Annotated in this window: 19 protein-coding genes; 10 read left to right on the top strand and 9 right to left on the bottom strand. The window is 68.4% G+C overall.

What is annotated here, in order from left to right; all coding sequences use genetic code 11:
• Positions 1–10: 10 nt before the first annotated feature.
• Positions 11–1,621 (bottom strand): cytochrome c oxidase subunit I, encoded by a 1,611-nt coding sequence (ctaD, locus tag ACTIFS_RS05380; protein ID WP_439573010.1) that lies wholly within the window; start codon positions 1,619–1,621, stop codon positions 11–13.
• Positions 1,622–1,667: 46 nt separating this feature from the next.
• A complete protein-coding gene (gene coxB / locus ACTIFS_RS05375; RefSeq protein ID WP_439573009.1) occupies positions 1,668–2,573 on the bottom strand; it encodes a cytochrome c oxidase subunit II in 906 nt (301 codons plus the stop codon).
• Between the two features lie 475 nt (positions 2,574–3,048).
• Here coxB and ACTIFS_RS05370 point away from each other — a divergent pair, with 475 nt between their 5' ends.
• The 10 genes from ACTIFS_RS05370 (at position 3,049) to ACTIFS_RS05325 (ending at position 14,693) form a co-directional block, all read left to right on the top strand.
• The gene (locus ACTIFS_RS05370) at positions 3,049–3,582 is read left to right on the top strand and encodes an invasion associated locus B family protein (protein WP_439573008.1); all 534 of its coding nucleotides are present in this window, start codon (positions 3,049–3,051) and stop codon (positions 3,580–3,582) included.
• A gap of 123 nt (positions 3,583–3,705) precedes the next feature.
• On the top strand, positions 3,706–5,121 hold the full coding sequence (gene tldD, locus ACTIFS_RS05365) for a metalloprotease TldD (protein ID WP_439573007.1): 1,416 nt from the start codon (positions 3,706–3,708) through the stop codon (positions 5,119–5,121).
• 99 nt (positions 5,122–5,220) lie between these two features.
• Positions 5,221–7,062, top strand: a complete 1,842-nt coding sequence (locus tag ACTIFS_RS05360; protein ID WP_439573006.1) for a monovalent cation:proton antiporter-2 (CPA2) family protein — start codon at positions 5,221–5,223, stop codon at positions 7,060–7,062.
• Positions 7,059–8,504 carry an MATE family efflux transporter gene (locus ACTIFS_RS05355; protein ID WP_439573005.1) on the top strand — a complete coding sequence of 482 codons (1,446 nt, stop codon included), beginning with the start codon at positions 7,059–7,061 and terminating at the stop codon, positions 8,502–8,504. The genes ACTIFS_RS05360 and ACTIFS_RS05355 overlap by 4 nt, the downstream gene beginning before the upstream one ends.
• 65 nt (positions 8,505–8,569) lie before the next feature.
• Positions 8,570–9,409, top strand: coding sequence for a DUF937 domain-containing protein (locus tag ACTIFS_RS05350; protein WP_439573004.1), 840 nt, complete (start codon positions 8,570–8,572; stop codon positions 9,407–9,409).
• 86 nt (positions 9,410–9,495) lie between these two features.
• Entirely contained in the window at positions 9,496–10,197 is a 702-nt protein-coding gene (locus ACTIFS_RS05345) for a Spy/CpxP family protein refolding chaperone (RefSeq protein ID WP_439573003.1), read from the top strand.
• Positions 10,198–10,368: 171 nt separating this feature from the next.
• Positions 10,369–11,787 (top strand): sigma-54-dependent transcriptional regulator, encoded by a 1,419-nt coding sequence (locus ACTIFS_RS05340; RefSeq protein WP_439573002.1) that lies wholly within the window; start codon positions 10,369–10,371, stop codon positions 11,785–11,787.
• 216 nt (positions 11,788–12,003) lie between these two features.
• A complete protein-coding gene (gene otsB, locus ACTIFS_RS05335; protein ID WP_439573001.1) occupies positions 12,004–12,807 on the top strand; it encodes a trehalose-phosphatase in 804 nt (267 codons plus the stop codon).
• Positions 12,807–14,207, top strand: coding sequence for an alpha,alpha-trehalose-phosphate synthase (UDP-forming) (locus tag ACTIFS_RS05330; RefSeq protein WP_439573000.1), 1,401 nt, complete (start codon positions 12,807–12,809; stop codon positions 14,205–14,207). The genes otsB and ACTIFS_RS05330 overlap by 1 nt, the downstream gene beginning before the upstream one ends.
• Positions 14,208–14,216: 9 nt before the next feature.
• Positions 14,217–14,693, top strand: a complete 477-nt coding sequence (locus ACTIFS_RS05325; protein ID WP_439572999.1) for an META domain-containing protein — start codon at positions 14,217–14,219, stop codon at positions 14,691–14,693.
• Between the two features lie 13 nt (positions 14,694–14,706).
• Here the strand turns inward: ACTIFS_RS05325 and ACTIFS_RS05320 are convergent, their stop codons facing one another.
• From ACTIFS_RS05320 to ACTIFS_RS05290, 7 genes are all read right to left on the bottom strand, one after another.
• Positions 14,707–15,306, bottom strand: a complete 600-nt coding sequence (locus ACTIFS_RS05320; protein ID WP_439572998.1) for a LysE family translocator — start codon at positions 15,304–15,306, stop codon at positions 14,707–14,709.
• 80 nt (positions 15,307–15,386) lie between these two features.
• Complete coding sequence (locus ACTIFS_RS05315) at positions 15,387–16,052, bottom strand: winged helix-turn-helix transcriptional regulator (RefSeq protein ID WP_439572997.1); 666 nt, start codon at positions 16,050–16,052, stop codon at positions 15,387–15,389.
• 68 nt (positions 16,053–16,120) lie between these two features.
• A complete protein-coding gene (locus ACTIFS_RS05310; protein ID WP_439572996.1) occupies positions 16,121–18,220 on the bottom strand; it encodes an ABC transporter ATP-binding protein/permease in 2,100 nt (699 codons plus the stop codon).
• 92 nt (positions 18,221–18,312) lie between these two features.
• Positions 18,313–18,591: a hypothetical protein gene (locus tag ACTIFS_RS05305; protein ID WP_439572995.1), complete on the bottom strand. Its 279-nt coding sequence runs from the start codon at positions 18,589–18,591 to the stop codon at positions 18,313–18,315.
• Between the two features lie 54 nt (positions 18,592–18,645).
• Positions 18,646–19,578, bottom strand: coding sequence for a hypothetical protein (locus ACTIFS_RS05300; RefSeq protein ID WP_439572994.1), 933 nt, complete (start codon positions 19,576–19,578; stop codon positions 18,646–18,648).
• Between the two features lie 147 nt (positions 19,579–19,725).
• Positions 19,726–20,535 carry a ChbG/HpnK family deacetylase gene (locus tag ACTIFS_RS05295; RefSeq protein ID WP_439572993.1) on the bottom strand — a complete coding sequence of 270 codons (810 nt, stop codon included), beginning with the start codon at positions 20,533–20,535 and terminating at the stop codon, positions 19,726–19,728.
• Between the two features lie 7 nt (positions 20,536–20,542).
• Positions 20,543–21,592, bottom strand: coding sequence for a glycosyltransferase family 2 protein (locus ACTIFS_RS05290; RefSeq protein ID WP_439572992.1), 1,050 nt, complete (start codon positions 21,590–21,592; stop codon positions 20,543–20,545).
• Positions 21,593–21,657: the final 65 nt, after the last annotated feature.

The raw sequence follows: 21,657 nt of genomic DNA, 5'->3' as shown, positions 1-21,657 counted from the left end.
AGCAGCGACCTCAGCGGATGCGCGGCAGCTGCTCGAACTGGTGGAACGGCGGCGGCGACGGCAGCGTCCACTCGAGCGTGGTCGCCCCCTCGCCCCACGGGTTGTCGCCAACCTTCTGCTTGCGCTGGAATGCGAGCACGACACCCGACAGGAAGATCACCACGCCGACAGCCGCGATATAGGAGCCGATGGACGAGACGAAGTTCCAGGTTGCGAAGGCGTCCGGATAGTCAACATAGCGGCGCGGCATGCCCTGGATGCCCAGGAAGTGCTGCGGGAAGAAGATCAGGTTCACGCCGATGAACGTGACCCAGAAATGCATCTTGCCGACGAATTCCGAGTACATGTAGCCGGTCATCTTCGGGAACCAGTAGTACCAGCCCGCGAAGATGGCGAAGACCGCGCCGAGCGACAGCACGTAGTGGAAGTGGGCCACCACGTAATAGGTATCGTGCAGGGCCCGGTCGACACCGGCATTGGCCAGGACGACGCCGGTGACGCCGCCCACGGTGAACAGGAAGATGAAGCCGACGGCCCAGAGCATGGGGGTTGCCATACGGATGGAACCGCCCCACATGGTAGCGATCCAGGAGAAGATCTTCACCCCCGTCGGCACCGCGATCACCATGGTGGCGGCGACGAAATAGGCCTGGGTCTTCACCGAAAGCCCGGCCGTGTACATGTGGTGCGCCCACACGATGAAGCCGACCACGCCGATCGCCACCATGGCATAGGCCATGCCGAGATAGCCGAAGACCGGCTTCTTGGAGAAGGTGGAGATGATGTGGCTGACGATGCCGAAGGCCGGCAGGATCAGGATGTAGACCTCCGGGTGACCGAAGAACCAGAACAGGTGCTGGAACAGGATCGGGTCACCGCCGCCGGCCGGATCGAAGAAGGTCGTGCCGAAATTGCGGTCAGTCAGCAGCATGGTGATGGCGCCGGCCAGCACCGGCAGCGACAGCAGCAGCAGGAAGGCCGTGACCAGGATCGACCAGGCGAACAGCGGCATCTTGTGCAGCGTCATGCCCGGTGCGCGCATGTTGAAGATGGTCGTGATGAAGTTGATCGCGCCGAGGATCGACGAGGCGCCGGCAAGATGCAGCGACAGGATCACGAAATCCATGGCGGGGCCGGGATGGCCCAGCGTGGACGAGAGCGGCGGATAGATGGTCCAGCCGCCGCCGAACCCGGTGGCGCCCGACGGACCTTCCACGAACAGCGAGATGAGCAGCAGGCCGAAGGCCGGCGGCAGCAGCCAGAACGAGATGTTGTTCATCCGCGGGAAGGCCATGTCCGGCGCGCCAATCATGATCGGCACGAACCAGTTGGCAAAGCCGCCGATCAGCGCCGGCATGACCATGAAGAAGATCATGATGACGCCGTGGCCGGTCGTGAACACGTTGAACGCATGGGCATTTGAGAAGATCTGCATGCCCGGCTCCATGAGCTCGAGCCGGATGCCGATCGACAGCGCGAAGCCGATCAGGCCCGCAATGATGGCGAACACCAGGTACATCGTGCCGATGTCCTTGTGGTTCGTCGAATAGACGTAGCGGCGCCAGCCGGTCGGAATGGCATGGTCGTCGTGGTGGTCGGCGGACGCGTGAGCCTGAGCCATGGTGCTTCAGTCCTCGACTGGATCAGTCGTTGTGGCGGGCGGCGCGTCAGCGCGTCGCCGGGATTTCGGTGGCGGCGACGGTGGTCGGTGCGGGAGCGGCGGCGAACCTGCGCCGGGCATCCTCGACCCATGTCGCGAAGGCCTGCTCGGAGACGACACGGACCGCGATCGGCATGAAGGCGTGGTCCTTGCCGCAGAGCTCCGAGCACTGGCCGTAGAACAGGCCCTCGCGCGTGGCGCGGAACCAGGTCTCGTTCAGGCGGCCCGGAACGGCGTCGATCTTGATGCCGAAGGAGGGAACCGCGAAGGCGTGCATCACGTCGGAGGCGGTGACCTGGACGCGGATCACCTTGTTGACCGGCACGACGACCTCGTTGTCGACCGCCAGCAGGCGCGGAAGCTGCTCGCGCGGGGTGCCCTGGGCGACGCGCTGGGCGATCTCCTCGTCCGTCGACATGGTCGAGACGAACTGGAAATTGCCGTGATCGGGATATTCGTAGGACCATTTCCAGGTGGAGCCGATGGCCTTGATGGTCATGTCGGCTCTCGGGATGACCTGCTGCTGGTAGAGCAGGCGGAACGAGGGAATGGCGATCACGAACAGGATCAGCACCGGGATCACGGTCCAGGCAACCTCGAGGCCGACATGGTGCGTGGTCTTGGACGGAACCGGGTTGCGCGTCTCGGAGAAGCGCCAGATGCACCAGCCGAGCAGGCCGGCGACGAAGATGCAAATGATCGTGATGATCGGCATCAGCAGCACGTTGTGGAACCAGACGATGAAGTCCATGACCGGCGAGGCCGATTCCTGGAAGCCGATGGCGCCGCGCACCGGTTGACCCAGTCCCTGGGCCTGCACCGGGCCGACGGCCATGGCCAGCGCCGCAGCCGCCAGGAGCACGCCGGCCCCCATCAGCTTCGTCGGCGCGCCGCTCAGCATCGCCTTACGCATGTTCCTTCGCTCCATATCCGTGACGGGGCGCGCCCGGGCGCCCGCGACCTTCATGCCAAACCTGCCCAAGCGCCCCGCGCAGACGGCCACGCCTGTCTGCGCCCTTGGAACCCCATCTCGCCGCGACCGGGAGCACATCGTCAAGGGATGCGCCGCGCGCCTCGCCGGGCGGGGTTTTCGGCCCCTTGAAACACAAAATCGCCATGCTCGCAATGCGACCGTCGAACGTTTCCAGGGAAGCCCGTCCCGCCCCTTCCTGATCTCTTATAGTCGGTTGCCGCACTGCGGGAAATGCGCCGATCGACGCCCCCGGCGTCCCGCTTTTGCATGGACGGCCGCCTCTTGCCCATCATCTTGACATGGTCCCGATGGAATGGTCCCTCCCACGGACAGGCTCGGAACGCCCGCACGGGCGGGCGATTCGGTGCCTTGCCGCCTGACCTTGACGCTCGATACGAGGCCCGGAGACCAGCGGATGACACTCCCGACCATGGCGCGCCGCCGCATGGGCCTTGCCAGCCTTGCCCTTGCGATCCTTGGCCTTGCAACGCTCACTGTCGCGCCCGTCCCGGCTCACGCGCAGGGCGCGGTACGGGCGACGCACGGCGACTGGCAGGTGCGCTGCGACACGCCGCCCGGATCGCGCAGCGAGCAATGTGCCCTGGTGCAGAACGTTGCGGCCGAGGACCGGCCCAATGTCGCGCTCTCGGTCATCGCCCTGAAGACGGCCGACGGGCGCGCACGCCTGCTGCGCGTGCTCGCTCCGCTCGGGGTGCTGCTGCCCTCGGGCCTTGGCCTGCGGATCGACGACCAGGATGTCGGCCGGGCCGGCTTCGTGCGCTGCCTGCCGTCCGGCTGCTATGCCGAGGTCGTGATGGAAGAGGAACTGATCGGCAAGATGTCGAGTGGCCGCACCGCGACCTTCATCATCTTCCAGACGCCGGAGGAGGGCATTGGCGTCCCGGTGTCGCTCAACGGCTTCAAGGACGGCTTCGCCGCCCTGCCCTGACCCTGGCGGACGATCGGCACTCGCATCCCGCCGCCGGCAGGCCTAGATAAGACTGTCCTAGTCAGGACTTTCCCAGTTGGGACCTTGCCGCGCTGCCGCTGCGGCCTGCCTGCCGGAGTGCCGATGTCCGACCTCTCCCTGCTTGCCCGCGCCGATCTCGACCCGGCCGTTGCACAGTCGATCCTCGCGACGGCGCTTGCCGGCGCCGACGATGGCGAACTGTTTCTTGAATACAAGCGCTCGGAATCGCTCGTCTTCGACAATGGCCGGCTGAAGCAGGCCGGCACCGATACGAGCCAGGGCTTCGGACTGCGGGCGGTCAAGGGCGAGGCGGTGGGCTATGCCCATTCCTCGCAGGTCTCCGAGGAGGCCCTGAAGCGAGCCGCCGAGACGGTCCGTGCGGTCGCCGACGGCTATGCCGGCACGCTGGCCGCCGGCCCGGCGCGGACCAATGTTCGCCTCTACGGCGACGACAATCCGCTGGACGCCCCCGCCTTCGGCGACAAGGTGCGCCTCGTCGAGGCCATCGACGCCTATGTGCGCGGCAAGGACAGCGCAGTTCGGCAGGTGAGCATCTCGCTCGCCTCGTCGTGGCAGGCGGTGGAGATCATGCGACCCGACGGGGCCACCTATCGCGACGTGCGCCCCTTGCTGCGGCTGAACGTGTCTGTCGTTGCCGGGCGTGGCGACCGTCAGGAGAGCGGCTCGCACGGCTTTGGCGGCCGCGCCGCCTTTGCCGGTCTCGTCACCGAGGACAGCTGGACGCATGCCGCGGACGAGGCGCTGCGCCAGGCACTGGTCAACCTCGACAGCGTGCCCTCGCCGGCCGGCGAGATGGATGTCGTGCTCGGCCCCGGCTGGCCGGGCGTGATGCTGCACGAGGCGGTCGGCCACGGGCTCGAGGGCGACTTCAACCGCAAGGGTCAGTCGGCCTTTGCCGGGCTGATGGGCGAGATGGTCGCGGCCCCGGGAGTGACCGTCGTCGACGACGGGACGATCATCGGCCGGCGCGGGTCGATCTCGATCGACGACGAGGGCACCGCCTCCAGCCGCACCGTCCTGATCGAGGACGGCCGGCTGGTCGGCTACATGCAGGACCGCCAGAACGCCCGCCTGATGGGCGTCGCCGCCACCGGCAACGGCCGGCGCGAGAGCTATGCGCACCAGCCCATGCCGCGCATGACCAATACCTACATGCTGGCCGGCGGCCATGCGCCGGAGGAGATCATCGCCAGCGTGAAGAACGGGATCTATGCGGTCAGTTTCGGCGGCGGGCAGGTCGACATCACGTCGGGCAAATATGTCTTCGAATGCACCGAGGCCTACCGGATCGAGAACGGACGCGTCGGCGCGCCGCTGAAGGGCGCCATGCTGATCGGCTCGGGGCCGGCCGACATGAAGCGCGTCACCATGGTCGGCAACGACATGAGCCTCGACACCGGCATCGGCACCTGCGGCAAGGCCGGCCAGTGGGTGCCGGTCGGGGTCGGCCAGCCGACCCTGAAGATGGAACGGATCACGGTCGGCGGCACGGGCTGACCGCGAACCGCGCCCGCACCGCCCTCGTGAAAACATGGGTGGTGCCGAACGCGTCCCGGCCGCCTAAATAGGGGGTCGCTCTCCTCCCCCGGATTCCCCATGGCCGACATCCACTCCCCCACCGCCTTCGTCGTGCCGGCCGTGACGCTGCTCGCCGCAGCGGTCGTTGCCGTGCCGCTGTTCCGCAAGGCGCGGCTCGGCTCCATCCTCGGCTATCTGGCTGCGGGCCTGGCCATCGGGCCGTTCGGCCTCAAGGCCTTCACCGATCCTGCGACAATCCTGCACGTCGCAGAGCTTGGCGTGGTGCTGTTCCTGTTCATCATCGGCCTGGAAATGCAGCCATCCCGCCTGTGGGGGCTCAGGCGGCAGATCTTCGGGCTCGGCCTTGCCCAGGTGGCGGTCTGCGCGGGACTGCTGACGCTGGTCGGCGTCATCGGCGGCTTTCCCGTGGCCGTCTCGTTCGCCGCCGGCGCCGGCTTCGTCATGACCTCTACCGCCATCGTCATGCAGACGCTGGAGGAGCGCGGCGAACTCAATTCCCCCCATGGGCAGAAGATGGTGTCGATCCTGCTGCTGGAGGATCTCGCGATCATTCCGCTTCTGGCGCTGGTGGCCTTCCTCGCCCCGGCCGTCGCGCCCGCCACCGCCCAGGGCTTTGCCAGCCATGCGATGACCGTCGCCATCGGCATCGGCTCCATCGTCGGCCTGATCCTCGCCGGGCTCTATCTCCTCAATCCGCTGTTCCGCCTGCTGGCCCAGTCCGGCGCGCGAGAGGTGATGACCGCGGCGGCGCTGCTGGTGGTTCTCGGCTCGGCACTCGCCCTGCAGATGGGCGGCCTGTCCATGGCCATGGGTGCCTTCCTCGCCGGCGTCCTGCTCTCCGAATCGACCTTCCGCCACCAGCTCGAGGCCGACATCGAGCCGTTTCGCGGCATGCTGCTGGGGCTCTTCTTCATGGCGGTCGGCATGTCGCTCGACCTGTCGGTGGTTGCCGCCAACTGGCGGCTCGTCGTCGTTTACGTGGTCGCCTACATGCTGGTGAAGGCCGCCGGCATCTATGTCATCGCGCGCATCGCCCGCTCCTCTCATGCGGAGGCCATGGAGCGGACGATCCTGATGGCGCAGGGCGGCGAGTTCGCTTTCGTGCTCTATGCCGCGGCGACGTCTGCCGGGCTGATCGACGGCCAGGCCAATGCCGTGCTGACCGCCATCGTCATCATTTCCATGGTGCTGACGCCGCTGGCGCTGATGGGCCTCAAATATCTCGTTCCGGCCGAGAAGGTCTCGCTCGACGGGGTGGAAGTGGCGGACGGGCTCTCGGGCGAGGTGCTGGTGATCGGCTTCGGCCGGTTCGGCCAGTTCACCTGCCAGTCGCTGCTGGCCGAACGGGTGGAGGTCACCATCATCGACAACGATGTCGAGATGATCGAGGCGGCCGCCAGCTTCGGGTTCCGCATCTATTACGGCGACGGCACGCGGCTGGACGTGCTGCGGGCCGCGGGGGCCGGGCGGGCCCGGCTGATCTGCGTCTGCGTCGACAAGCCGGAAGCTGCCAACACCATTGTCGAACTGGTCAAGGCGGAGTTTCCGCTGGCCAAACTGTTCGTGCGGGCCTTCGACCGGGGCCACACGATCAAGCTGCGCGAGGAGGGCGTCGACTTCGAAATCCGCGAGACGCTGGAGAGCGCGCTCCTGTTCGGCCGCCATGCTCTGGTTGCGCTCGGCAGCGATCCCGAGCGTGCCGATGCGGTGATGGCTGACGTGCGCCGGCGCGATGCCGCCCGGCTGGAGCTTCAGCAGCACGAGGGGCTGGCCGCCGGACGGCACCTGATGCACCAGCAGATGCAGCCCGCCCCGCTGGTGGAGCCGGCGCGCGCCGCACGGCCGCTCAATCCGGAAGCCCAGGACGTGCTGACAGACGAGACCAGGTATTCAGGATGAGTTCAGCCTCTCCTTCGCGCGCGGAGCCTGCGAAGTTCACGCAGGGCTCGACGATGCGGCATGTCATCGTCATGACCACGACCGGCTCGGTCGGCCTGATGGCGATCTTCCTCGTCGACCTGCTCAACCTGTTCTACATCTCCCGGCTCGGCGAACAGGAACTGGCGGCGGCCATCGGCTATGCCGGCACCGTCCTGTTCTTCCTGACGTCGTTCTCCATCGGCCTCGCCATCGCCGGCACGGCGCTGGTCTCGCGTGCTCTCGGCGCCGGTGATCGCGCCCGCGCGCGCCGGATCGCGACCTCAAGCCTCATCACCATGGTGGTGGTGATGACCGCCATTTCGATTGCCCTGCTGCCATCCTCCGGGCCGACCCTGTCCCTGCTCGGCGCGACCGGCCGCACCCATGCGATTGCCGACCGCTTTCTCTGGATGGTGGTGCCGGCGACCCCGTTCCTCGGCCTCGGCATGATGTACTCGTCCATCCTGCGCGCGGTCGGCGATGCGCAACGCGCCATGTGGGTGACGCTGGCAGGCGGCATCATCACCGCCATCCTCGATCCAATCCTCATCTTCGGCCTCGGCCTCGGGGTCGATGGCGCCGCGCTGACCTCGATCGTCGCCCGCATCGGCATGGCCGGGACCGGCGCCTGGGCGGTCACGCGCGTGCATCGCATGGCGGCCCGCCCGACGGCTGCGGCGGTGATCGGCGACCTGCGACCGCTGGCCGCCATCGCCGTCCCCGCCGTGCTGACCAATGTCGCCACGCCGGTGGGCAACAGCATCGTCACGGCGATGATCGCCCGCTATGGCGACGGGGCGGTCGCCGGCTGGGCGGTGCTCGGGCGGCTGGTGCCGGTGGCCTTCGGGGCGTTCTTCGCCCTGTCCGGCTCGGTCGGCCCGATCATGGGCCAGAATCTCGGCGCGCGGCTGATCCCGCGGGTGCGCCAGACGCTGACCGATTCGCTCATCTTCCTGACCATTTACGGCATGGTCGTCTGGCTGATCCTGCTGATGCTGTCCGGACCGATCATCGCCGCCTTCGGCGCCACGGGCACGGCGGCGGGCGTGATCGGCTTCTTCTGCGTCTATGCCTCGCTGATCTGGGCCTTCAACGGCGCGGTCTTCGTCGGCAATGCGGCGTTCAACAATCTTGGCTTCCCGACCTATTCGACCGTGCTGAACTGGGGCCGGGCAACGGTCGGCACGGTGCCGTTCGCGCTGGCAGGTGCCTGGCTCGGCGGCGAGACCCATGGTCCGGAGGGTATCATTGCCGGCCAGGCCGTGGGCGGCATGGTCTTCGCCGTGCTGTCCATCGTCATCTGCTACCGCGTGATCGACAGGCTCGCGCAGCGGCCGCCTACCGAGCCGCCGTCGATCGCGCCTCCGCCGGCGGCCCATTCGCCTTTCACCTCCGGAAAGGGGGCCACGGCCGGCTCGTGACGCTCGCGGTCCGCCATGGTTAGATGCAGCGACAGGGCCGGGAATCGGCCCAAGGGAGCGCTGTCATGTTCAATCTCGCCGACATCCTCGCGCAGGCGCAGCGCAATCCCGGCTTCGACACCTTTGCCCGACAGTTCGGCATGGCGCCGGATCAGGTGAAGACCGCCATGGATGCCCTTCTTCCTGCCTTCTCGGTGGGGCTCAACCGCACGGCCCAGTCGCCGCTCGACCTTGCCAACCTGTTCGGCCTCTACGCCGCCCAGCCGAATGTCGCGAAGATGTTCGAGAACCCGGCGGGCGCCACCAGCGCCATGATGGCCGCGGGCCAGGAGGCCATGACGCGGATCTTCGGCTCGAACGACCTGGCCCAGGCCATCGCCGCCCAGACGGCGACCGTGACCGGCATGGGCCAAGAGATGATGAAGCAGGTCATGCCCATGATGGCGGCCCTGCTGATGGGCGGCCTGATGCAGGGCGCGATGAATGGACAGAACCCCCTCGGCGCCCTGCTCACCGCCACGCTGTCACGGCTCGGCACGCCCATGGCCCCCGGCACGGCCGACCCGCTTGGCGGCATGATGGGCATGTTCTCCAACTTCTTCGCCGGCGCCAACCAGCCCAAGCCCGCCGCTGCCACCGGCATCCCCGGCCTCGACCAGCTGATGGAGATGGCCCGCCAGCTTCAGGCGGCCAATCCGCTCATGCAGCCGGCAACCCCGCCGGCAACCGGCGAGGCCACCGGTCCGCGCAGCATCGGCCAGCAGGCCGCCGACACCTGGACAGCGACGATGGGCCGGCTGTTCGAGACCGGCCGGGAGATGCAGGACCAGCAGCTGGCGCAGGTCGAGAAGCTGTTCGCCCAGTTCGGCAAGGCACCGACCGGTGGCGGGCCTTCCGCCACATGAACGAAGTTTAACTGGGTCAAGGCGGGCGGCGGGCGTAGCGTGTCTTCATCAGGTTCTGGGTCGGGGGCGACCCGAAGGAGACCATCATGAAGACCAAGCTCGTTGCAGTGGCTGTCGCGGCCAGCCTCGTCACGGCGGCTGCCGCCTTCGCGCAGGCAACGCCTCCCGGCAGCCCGCCGGCATCGCCGCCCGGCGCCACCGAAGGCCGTGGCGGCGGAGGCCCCGGCGGCTGGGGTCCGGGTCGGCGCATGATGCGCATGTCGCCCGAGGATCGCGCCGCGATGATCGACGCGCGGCTTGCCGGGCTCAAGGCGGGCCTGCGGCTGCGACCCGAGCAGGAGCAGCATTGGCCGGCGCTCGAGGCGGCGCTGCGGGAAACGGCGAATCAGCGCTTCCAGCGCATGACCGAGCGCTTCGAGCGTCGCCGCGAGATGCGTGAGAGCCGTGGCCAGGCCATGCAGGACCCGATCCAGCGCATGCGCGCCGCCGCCGACCGGATGGCCGAGGGTGCGGCGACCATGCGCAGGATCGCCGACGCGGCCCAGCCGCTCTACGCCACCCTTGACGAGGGCCAGAAGCGGCGCGCCGCGCGCATGATGATGCGGGGCCGCGGCATGATGGGCGGCGGCATGATGATGGGCGGCTGGCAAGGCCGCGGCGGCTGGGGCGAAGGCCGCGGTGGCTGGGGCGAAGGTCGCGGTGGCTGGGGCGAAGGCCGCGGCGGCTCGGGCGATGGACCGCGTCGCGGCGGTCCGGGCGGTCCCGGCGAGGGCGGCGGCCGCCTCTGAGGGCCGCCTTGCAAATCTGACGGCCGGCCCCCGCGGCCGTCTCCCATGGCCCGCCATCCGGCGGGCCATTTGCATTGGCGGCGGCACCGGTTCGGAAACCGCCTGTTTACCCTGTTGCACCATGGTGTGGCTCACCGAAGGAATCCGGTCCGTGTGAGGGGTCGCCCGGCCATGCTGCGTGAAGTGGGCTCAGAAGAGCCCCGTGATGAAGTCGTCCTGCCAACGATCCTCGTGCTCGACGCCGATCCGGCCGCCCGTCGCCAGGCGGTGCGGGCGCTTGGCGCGCTCGGGAGGGGTGTGGAGGCCGTGGATCTTGAATCGGCCCTGCTGATCCTCGACGATACGGCCCCGGCCGCCGTCGTTGCCTGCATCGACGGAGATGGCGCATCCGCTGTCGATCACGTCGAGGCGATCCGCTTGTCCGGCTACGAGGGCCCGCTGGTCGTCACCACGGCGCGCGGCTCGCTGGCAACCGTGGTTGCGGTCATGCGTGCCGGCGCCTGCGATGTGGTGGTCAAGCCGGTTGCGCCCGCCGACCTGGCCCGCAGGGTGGGCGACCTGCTCGGACCGGTTTCGGCCGCGCGTCCGGTCCGGCAGCCCGAACAGGGGACGGATGCGGATTTCGAGGGCTTCATCGGCACCTCCCCGGCCATGCGGGGCATCTACGAACAGGTCCGCCGCATCGCCCCCTCGCGGGCACCCGTGTTCATCACCGGCGAGAGCGGCACGGGCAAGGAAGTGACCGCGCAGGCGGTCCACCGTCGATCCGGCCGCGAGACCGGCCGCTTCGTCGCCCTCAATTGCGGGGCTATTCCGCGCGAGCTGATGGAAAGCGAGATTTTCGGCCATGTCAGGGGGGCCTTCACCGGGGCCGTCGAGGACCGGCCGGGCGCCGCCGAACTTGCCGATGGCGGGACGCTGTTCCTCGACGAGATCTGCGAGATGGACCTCGCGCTGCAGACCAAGCTGCTGCGCTTCATCCAGACGGGCGAGGTTCGCCGGGTCGGCGACACCCGCACGCGCCAGGTCGATTTGCGCTTCGTCTGCGCCACCAACCGGGACCCGCAGGCGGAGGTTGCCGCCGGGCGGTTCCGCGAGGACCTGTTCTACCGGCTCTGCGTGCTGCCGCTGCACCTGCCGCCCCTGCGCCAGCGCGGCGACGATATCCCGGCGCTGGCCGAGGCCTTCCTGTGCCGGTTCAGCGGCGAGGAGGGGCGACATTTCCGCGGGTTCGAGCCCGCAGCCGCCCGGATCGTCGCCGGCTTCGGATGGCCGGGCAATGTCCGCCAGTTGCAGAATGTCATCCGCCGGATCGTGGTCATGCATGACGGGGAACAGGTCACGGCCGCCATGCTGCCGCTGGCGCTTGCCCACGGCTCCCATGCCCCGCCGGACAGGATGGCCAGCCCACCCGCGGACCGTTCGTCGGTCGATCCCTTCTGGGTGCAGGAGCGGCGCATCATCGAGGACGCCATCGCCGCCTTCGACGGCAACCTGTCGCGCGCCGCGGCGGCGCTGGAGATCAGCCCCTCGACCATCTACCGCAAGCGCGAGGGCTGGGCGCGCGAGGCCTTGCCGAAGGCGGTCTGAGACGACGTCTGGCCCGGATCGGCGCACCGTTCCGGGCGCTGCCTCCACCGTATTCACATCAGCAAATCGCCACTTCATTGCTCATCCGGGTTGGATTCGCGGGCGATGCGCCCTATCTTCCCCAATCGGGACGGCGCAATGAATTGCCCCTCTTGCCATCACACGCTCACATCTTCTTCTCTTCGGGGAGCCTGATCTCACAGGATTTTGCCAGCTTTGACCCTTCCTGGAACGGACCCAAACCCCGTCGCCCTGGCTGTCTTTCTGGATATTGACGGCACGCTTCTCGAGTTTGCCGAGACCCCGGATGCGGTGCTTGTCCCGGACGGCCTGCCGGACCTGCTGATGCGGATGCAGGACCATCTCGACGGCGCCCTCGCGCTGGTCTCGGGGCGGACCATCGACTGGATCGATGAAACCTTCGCGCCGGCCCGGCTGGCTTGCGCCGGGGAGCACGGAGCGGCCTGGCGGCTGTCGGCGGAGGGAACCGTCGAGCGGAACGAGCCCCCGACCTGGTTGTCCCGCCTCAATGGCGAGGCGACGCAGACCATCGAGGCCTGGCCGGGCATCGTGGTGGAGCGCAAGCCGAGTTCGCTCGCCATTCACTATCGCCGCTCGCCGGATCTTGCCGGGCGGGTCGAGGCAGCGGTCGCCGAGATTGTCGCCGATCTCGGACCAACCGTGGAACTGCTGCGCGGGAACCACGTTCTGGAACTCAGGATGCAGGGCGCAAGCAAGGGATCTGCCGTGGAGCGCTTCATGGCGGTGCCTCCCTTCGAGGGCCGGGTACCGGTGATGATCGGCGACGATGTGACGGATGAGGACGGGTTCCGCGCCGCGCGCGCACTGGGAGGGCTGGCAATCGGCGTGGGCCCACGCGAAAGCGCGCTCGCCAATCGCCATCTGCGCGATCCGGTCGCCGTTCGCGCCTGGCTCGCCGCGATGACACGCGGCTCCGACGTCCAGACCGGCACGAGCGATGTGCGTGAGGCCGCGACGCCCACCATGGAGGTGCGCTGATGTCCCGTCTGGTGATCGCCTCCAACCGGGTCGCTTTGCCGGATGGCCAGACGGCGGGCGGTCTTGCCGTTGCCCTTGCCGAAGCGCTGGAGGCGCGGGGCGGCATCTGGTTCGGCTGGAGCGGGCGCACGCGCAAGAACCCGCCGCCCGAGGCACGCCTCGTCCGGCATGGCAAGGTCGACTATGCCCTGGTCGATCTCGATCCGGTCGACCAGCAGGCCCATTATGCCGGCTATGCCAACAGCACGCTCTGGCCGCTCTGCCACTACCGGCTCGGCCTGATCGACGCGCGGCGCTCGGACTGGGAGGCCTACCGGCGGGTCAACCGCGTGTTCGCGCGCGCGCTTCTGCCCCTGCTGCGGCCCGACGACATCGTCTGGGTCCACGACTACCACCTGATCCCGCTGGGTGCCGAATTGCGCGCGCTCGGATTTACCGGCCGCATCGGCTATTTCCACCATATTCCCTTCCCCGTCCCATCTGTCTTCTGCGCGCTGGCCGACCATCGCGACCTGATGCGGGACTTCTCGTTCTACGACCTTGTCGGCCTGCAGACGGTCGAGGACTACGCCGCCTTCATCGACTATGTGCGGGACGAGGAGCGCGGGACGGTCACGGCCGACGGACAGGTGACCGCCTTCCACCGCACCTATCGTGTCGAGGCCTTCCCGATCGCCATCGACGCGGCGCAGATGGCCGCCGATGCCGAAGCAGCGGTGGGGACCGAGGACTGGCTGAACCTGTCCGACAGCCTGGTCGGGCGCCAGTTGATCATCGGGGTCGACCGTCTCGACTATTCCAAGGGCATTCCGAACAAGATCGATGCCCTGCGCATCCTGCTTGAACGCTATCCGGAACATGTGCGCGCCGTCTCGTTCATGCAGATCGCGCCGCTCAGCCGCAACGAGGTCAGTTCCTACCGAAACCTGCGGCGCGAGATCGAGGCTGCGGCCGGCCGGCTGAACGGCACCTATTCGGCGCCCGACTGGGTGCCGCTGCGCTATCTGAACAGTTCCTTCGACCGGGCAAGCCTTGCGGGGATGCACCGGCTGGCCCGCGTGGGCCTGGTCACGCCGTTCCGGGACGGCATGAACCTTGTCGCCAAGGAATTCGTCGCAGCCCAGGACCCTGACGATCCGGGCGTGCTGGTCCTGTCGCGCTTTGCGGGCGCCGCGCGCGAACTGTTCGGGGCACTGCTGGTCAATCCCTATGACCGCGATGCCATTGCGGATGCCATGCACCGGGCGCTCACCATGGACATCGAGGAGCGCCGGAGCCGCTGGCAATCCATGTGGCGGGCCATCGGCGACAAGACCGCGCTCGGCTGGACCGAACTCTATATCGCTGCCCTGACAGGACAGACGGCGGGCGCCATTGAAGTGCCGGCCGCGGCGACGTAAGCCGGGCCGATGATCGCGATCCGCCTCAAGACCGCAGCGCTGGCCTGCCTCGCCCTCATGCTCCTGTCGGCGGTAGCCGAGGCGCAGCAGAGGCGCCGGGAGCCTGCGCGCCCGCGCGCGCCCACGCGCGAAGAGGTGCTGCTCTATCAGCGCTTTCCGACCGGCACGCGGCTGGCCGTCGTGTCGATCAATGGCCGGCGGCCGGTGGCGAGCGACCGGCCATCCTTCACCTTCACGCCGAACTGGCGCATGTCGGGCTTCGGCGGCTGCAATCCGGTTGGCGCCGACTATCGCCGGCAGGGGCCGAGCGACATCCGCTTCGGGCCGCTTAACTTCATCGAGCGGCGCTGCGGCGGCGAGATCGACCGGCAGGAGCGCGCCATCTTCTGGGCAATCCAGGGCGCCAATCGCTGGCGGCCGCACGGCCTGCGCGGAATGATCCTGACCGGCGTGCGCGGCACGATCACGCTCGAACCGGCCTTCTGAGCGCGAAGGCCGCTCAGGTCATCAGCATGGGCCAGAGCGATAATGCGAGCAGGCTTCCCATCGCAATGTTGAACCATCTGAGCCGTACCGGGTCGGCGATGACGCGGCGCAGCGCCAGGCCGAAGGCCGCCCAGACCGAGATCGACGGCAGATTGACCAGAGCGAAGACGGCGGCCACCAGCACCGACGACACTACGGGCGAGACCGGATCGGCATGCACCGCCATGACGGTCAGGGCAACGACCCAGGCTTTGGGATTGGCCCACTGGAACGCTGCCGATTCGAGGAAGGTCAGGGGCCGGGCGCCACTGCCGGTTTCCGCCGCCATCGACCGGGCCATGGCGATCCGCCAGGCGAGATAGAGCAGGTAGGCACCGCCCCCGACCTTCAGGACGAGTTCCAGCGCCGGGACGGCGCGGAGCACGGCGCCGAGCCCCAGTCCCGCCGTCACCAGCAGCATGCTGAAACCGGCGGTGATGCCAACCATCTGCGGAATGGTGCGCCTGAAGCCGAAATTGACCCCCGAGACCAGCAGCATGATGTTGCTCGGGCCGGGACTGATGGAGGTGACAAAGGCGAGCGCCGGTATGGCGAGAAGGGTGGCAGAGGACATGAGCCTGTCTCGGGCAGCTTGGGGACCTGCCCCTGATGCTCCGGGACGCCGCCCGCGTCAGGTCCGAAATCCGGACCCGGTCATGATGCGGCGGCTGCCACGTCGGCAAAGAGGTAGCGCTCGAACCAGCCGGGAAAGGCCGCAAGCATCGCCTTGTCCCCGGTGAGGGCGAGACCGCGGCGACGCGCCTCGGCCAACCCGATATCGCCGCGCCACCAGCCGGCAAGCGCTGCCACCGGACCGCCCAGGCACAACGGCTCCGGAAAGCCCGGATTGTGGGCACACAGCGCCATATCCCCGCCCTTCATCAGCAGGAAGCGCGCCGGCCGGTCCTTCAGGTCGAAGCGGATGACGAAAGGCTCGGCCGGCAGGGCGTCGGCACGGACCCGGCGCTGCATGTCGAGAAGCAGCGGATCGAGGTCGATCTCCTCGCGCTCGGCATGCCGTGGCAGCCAGCGCTGGCCCCAGACCCCCAGCGCCTGCACGATGCCGATCAGTTCGCGACCGGCCTCGGTCAGATCATATTCGGGGCCTTGCGCGCCCTCGCCGCGGCGCACGACGCCGGCCGCGGCCAGCGCCTGAAGCCGCTCCGACAGGATGGTGCGCGAGATGCGGGGGATGCCGCGCCGGATGTCGTTGAAGCGGCGGGCGCCGCACAGCAGTTCCCGCACCACGAGCAGCGTCCAGCGCCCGCCGAGGAGATCCTGGGCTCGCGCCACCGCGCAGAACTGTCCATGCGTCGCCATGGACCCATTCTATCACGATCCGGGAGCGGGACCGGTCCGGAAACCGGACCGCCGTGTCCCGGTCGGTCTCAGGTCCTGGCCAGCGGCAGGAGGGGAGCGTCCGCGGCGACGTGGACACCCGCCTCGTCCTTGACCAGATGCACCCGCCGGTCATGGAAATTGGCCAGCGTCGAGCGGTGGCCGATGGACACGATGGTCGCGTCCGGCAGCCATTCGCGGATCGTGCGGTAGAGGTTTGCCTCGCCGGCCTCGTCGATGGCGGCCGTGGCCTCGTCGAGGAACAGCCAGTCGGGCCGGGCCAGCAAGGCGCGGGCCATGGCGAGCCGCTGCTGCTCGCCTCCCGAAAGGATCATCTGCCAGGGCGCCTCCTCGTCGAGGCGGTCGACCAGCGCGGGCAGGTTGACGGCCGCCAGCGCCTTGCCGAGTTCGGCATCCGAATAGGCCCCGCGCTCGGCCGGATAGGTCAGTGCGTCACGCAGCGGCGCAACCGGGAAATAGGGCCGCTGCGGCAGCAGCATGACATCGGCGCCGGCCGGAAGGGTGATCTGGCCGCTGCCATGCGGCCAGATGCCGGCGATCGCGCGGAACAGCGTCGACTTGCCGGAACCCGAGGGCCCGGTGACCAGCACGCTCTCGCCCCGCCCGACGGTGATGTCAGGAGCGGCAACGACAGGCTGGCCGTCGGGCAAGGTGACGCTGAGGCCGGACAGGGCGAGGCTCTCGCCCCATTTCGCGCCGGCAATGGCCATGTCCGGCGCCGCCTTGGCGCGCTCGGCCGAGGCCTCGAAGGTGGAGAGCCGGTCGACGACCGACTTGTATTCGGCGAGATCCCGGTAGAGGTCGGTGAAAATCAGCAGCGACTGCTCGACCCGCCCGAAGGCGCCCGCAGTCTGGGTCAGGGCGCCGAGCTGGACCGCGCCGGAGAAATAGGCCGGTGCCAGCATGATGAACGGGAAGATCATCGAGGCCTGGTTCAGGAACGCCGTGAACCAGGTCAGCCGCTTGGTGTATTTCATGTAGTCGAACCAGTTGGCGACCACATTGGCGAAGCGCCGGGCGAGGCCCTCGCTCTCGGCCCGCTCGCCCTTCAGCAGGGCGATCTGCTCGTCGTTCTCGCGCACGCGCACGAGGCTGTAGCGGAAATCGGCCTCGTAGCGCTGGCGCAGGAAGTTGATGCCGATCAGCGCCCGGCCGATGAGATGGGCGCAGACCGTGCCGAAAATGGCGACGAGCAGCGCCGCCCAGACCAGATATCCGGGGATCGATTCCAGATCGATGCCGGCGACATTGTATTTGAAGCTTGCCGAGAGGCCCCAGAGGATCAGCACGAAGGCATAGAGCGACAGAACGGCCGCGAAGAAGCGGATCGCGAATTGCAGCGTCCGCTCGGCGAACAGCCGGACATCCTCGGCGATGCGCTGGTCGGGATTGTCGGCCGACGAGCCCCTCAGCCGCATCCGGTAATGGCCGCCATTTTCGAGCCAGTTGGCCGTCAGCCGCGCGGTCATCCAGCGGCGCCAGCGCATCTGGGTGTACTGGGTCAGGTAGAGCTCGTAGACGGCGAGCACGATCCAGATGAAGGCGACGATGGTGAAATAGCGCAGTTCGATCCAGAACGTCGCCTCGGCCCGCTCCTGCAGCGCGGTGTAGAAGCGGTTGTTCCACTGGTTGAGCAGGACGGTGGCCAGCACCTGCGCGACATTGATGGCGAGCAGCACGAAAAGCAGGAGATGGGCCAGCCAGTTCTCGCGGACGCGCAGGACAAGGCCGAAGGGCAGCGTCAGCGTGCCGACGTCGCGCGTCTCGAAATAGGGATCGGCCAGCCTGGTGATCTGGCGGATCACCGCAAGATGGCTCACGCCGAACACGATCAGTGCGAAGATGACCGACAGCAGGATGCTTGCGCGCGTCGGCAGGTAGGGATCGAGTGCCTCGGGGGTGAGGCCGGCCTCCTTGGCGAGAAGCACCGCAAGCGCCGCGAGGTGCCAGGTCAGCAGAAAGCCGATCATGGCCCGGATCAGGGTCGAAGCGTTGCGGGCGGCCAGCGCCAGCCCCCCGGCGACGAAGGTCAGGCCATAAACATAGGCTGGCAGGTCGTTCCAGCCGGACACCCGGCCGAGAGCGACGGCAGCTGCGGCAAGGAGCGCGGCAACGGCAATGGGCAGCATGGTGGGAGACCTCGAAGGGGGCAGAGGGCCGGCTGGGTCCGCGGGTCGCCGGCGCGCCGCACGGGCTGCCGGCGGGCGCGGAAACGTCTGGGTCAGGTGGGAACGGTGGCAAAGGCCTGGCGCAGGTCGTCATCGGTGACCAGCCGCATGGCCTTGAGCACCTTGACGGCCTCGGTCGGGCGGCCGAGGCGCATGATCAGCACGACGGTCTCGGCGTCCCCGCATTCGGGATGGGAGCAGGCGATCTCGCTGACCGTGACGCCGTCATCCTCGGTCAATGCCAGAAGGGCGCGCACCGCAGACGACAGCCGGCGCGATGCGTCGGCGGTCTCCGGATCCTGCCCGCGGCGATTGAAGAAGAAGCGCGCCATGACCTGCCTTGTCGGCAGGACTTATGGCCGATCCGTGGCGAAGCGCCAAGCCGGTCAGAAAGCGCCACCAATCTTCACGCGGAGCTGATGACGCTCGTGGTTCACGAGGTCGAGGTTGCCCGTCGCAGCACCGGCCGCCCGGCCCCAGACCTGTGCATTCCAGGCCAGCGACACGAAAGTGTCCTTCAGCGGGCCGGCATCGCCGAAACGGTGGAAGACGGTCGGGCCGACGAAGACGGCGTGGCCCGCCCACTGGTTGAAGAAGGCACCGCCATAGGCCGCGACATAGCGCAGATTGGCGCCGACGAAGGTGCTGCCGCCCTCCGAGACCCGCCAGGCGAGCGCCCCTCCGACCTCGATGGCGGAATCGCTGACATGGCCCGGCAGGCCGCGCGGATGCTCGGTGCCCGGACCCAGATTGACGTTGATCGCGCCGTAGAGACGGTCACCGACAAGGGCCGCGTCCAACGCGAATTTCAGCGTGGCGGCGAAGCGCTCGGCCGGCACGGCAAGCCCTTCCGAGAAGCGCGCCCAGCGCAGTTCGAGACCGACCGTGAACCCGGGGTCGAACGGCGCGGTGCCCCGCTCGCGCAGCATGTAGCGGACCTGCCCGGCGAGCCCGTCGAAGCCCGCGCGGTTCTGGTCGGGATAGCCGGGAACGGTGTTGTTGCGGATGGCGTGATAGGAACTCCACACCGCGACGGCCACCTGGATGCGGTTCACCGGCGTCCAGGCCGCTTCGAGCTTCGAATTGATGCCGAGATAGCGGCCGTCGAGCTTGCCGAACCTTGCGGTCGATTCGACGGTTACGCCGCGATCGCCGGCATTGCCGACCCCCGTGCCGTCAAGAAAGCCGTAGCCATCGTCCGGTCCGGCCGCCTCGGCCCCGGCCGGCGCGGGCAGCGGCCTGGCGGGGTCAGCCGCCATGGCCAACGGGGGCGCGGCGATGGTCATGGATGCGACAAGGGCGACAACCGCGCGATTCATGGATCCTCCGTCCGGGCTCTGACCATTCCGCGAATCAGGTAGCGGTCCGCAGGACCTGCCCTTCCACAATCGCCGGAAAAGGCTAGCCGGCCTCATCTGTCGATGCAACTGCTAATCATTTGCATCTGCATGATCCGTCCCTCGACTTCAGGCGAGGGCAAAACCCTCGCGGGCCAGACTGTCGGGCAGCGCGTCGGAGATCAGGTAGCCATATTCCTCCGCGCGCGGCTCGACGAGCCGGTCCACGCGCCCGAGAACCGCATCGACGTGACCGGGATGGACCATGACCACAACCCCGTCGGGCTGGCCCTCGAGGAATTGCGGGAACATTTCGGAGAACCGCGCGCGGCCGAAGGCATAGGCCCCCGAAAACGCCGGATTGACCGGCAGTCCGGCGGCAGTCGCCTCGCGCGCCAGCCCGGCCGAGAGCGCCGCGATCAGCCGCGCCTTGCCGCCCCGGCCGGCCCCGCGCGGTCCCGAACACTGGCGCAGCCAGGCGCCGGGGGCGTTGCGCCGGGTGGCGCCGATGACCAGTGGCCGGATGCCGGGCAGCAGGTGGACGTGCTGGTGGCCATCGACGAAGGCGGGCGCCTGGCCGAATGCGCTCCTGAAGGCCGCGAACTGCGCCTCGAACTCGGCGGCGATCGCGGCCGTGTCGAGCAGGGCCGGGACGAGGCGGGCAGCAAAGGCGCGCGCCATCAGGGCCGGCAGGGCCGGAAAGGCGGCGAGGGCCGGCCGGGTCAGCGGCGACAGGCCGCCGGTCAGGGTCAGGTGCAGGCCGATCCGGAAGCCCTGCGGCGCGACCGCTGCCAGCGCCTCGGCCTCCGCGGCAAGGCCCTCGCCGGGCGCCATGACCGATGTGGCATTGAGCCGGCGCGCGGCGGCCAGTTCGCGGATCGCGCGGCTGACACCGGGGGACAGCCCGTAATCATCGGCGCAGAGGATGAGGCGCTTCACGGGCGGGTCAGTCGGTCCGCCCGACGGCACCGGGCGGCTCCTGGGGCACGACGCTCTCGCCGGCCCGTTTCAGAACGCTGTCGCCGACGATATAGACCGGCCGCCCCTTCAGCTCGGACAGGATCTTGCCGATATATTCGCCAAGCACGCCGATCATCAGCAGTTGCATGCCGCCGATGAAGGTGACCGCGACCAGCAGCGAGGGATAGCCCGGCACCACCCGGCCGAAGACCATGGTCTCCATGACGATGAACAGCGCATAGACGAAGGACAGCGCTGCCAGCAGCGCGCCGAGCAGGCTGGCCAACCTGAGCGGCACGATGGAGAAGGATGTCAGGCCCTCGATGGAGAAGGCCATGAGGCCCCAGAAGCTCCACTTGGCCTCGCCCTGCAGCCGCGGCTCCGGCTCGTAGGGAACGCCGATCTGGCGGAAACCGACCCAGCCGGACAGGCCCTTGAAGAAGCGGCCGCGCTCGGGCAGCCGGCGCAGCGCATCGGCCGCCCGTGGCGACAGCAGGCGGAAATCGCCGGCATCCGACGGGATCTTGTGGCGAACGCCGAAATTGACCAGGCCGTAGAAGGCATTGACGAACAGCGTGCGCAGCCGCGGCTCGTCGCGCCGGTGGGCCTTGTAGGTGAAGGCCACGTCATAGCCGTCATCCAGCCAGCGCGACACCAGCGTGTCGGCCACAGCGGTCGGGTGCTGGCCGTCGGCATCCATGAACAGCACGGCGCCGTGGCGGGCATGGTCGAGGCCGGCCATCAGGGCCGCCTCCTTGCCGAAATTGCGGGAGAAGGAAATCACCTGCACGTCGGCGCCGTCCGCCTTCAGCCCCTGGGCCACAAGGCCGGTGCCGTCGCGCGAGCCGTCGTCGACATAGACGATCTCGACGGCGAGGCCGCGCCGCTCCTTCAACTGCCGGGCGAAGGCAAGCAGCTTGGCATGGGTGTGGGGAAGGGCCTCGGCCTCGTTATAGGCCGGCACAACGATGGTCAGGCCCGGCCCCTGACTGTCGGCACCGGGAAAGGCAATGACGCGCCCGTCACTCGTGGTCATCTGGTCAACGGCCCGCAGCCGCTCCCGAAAGATTGGTTCATCTTGCATAACTTCACGTCCGCGTG

This window comes from Phreatobacter sp., assembly GCF_051860605.1.
GTDB lineage: Bacteria > Pseudomonadota > Alphaproteobacteria > Rhizobiales > Phreatobacteraceae > Phreatobacter.
The sequence above is the reverse complement of the archived record's forward strand: the minus strand, read 5'-3'. Positions and strand labels throughout refer to the sequence as shown.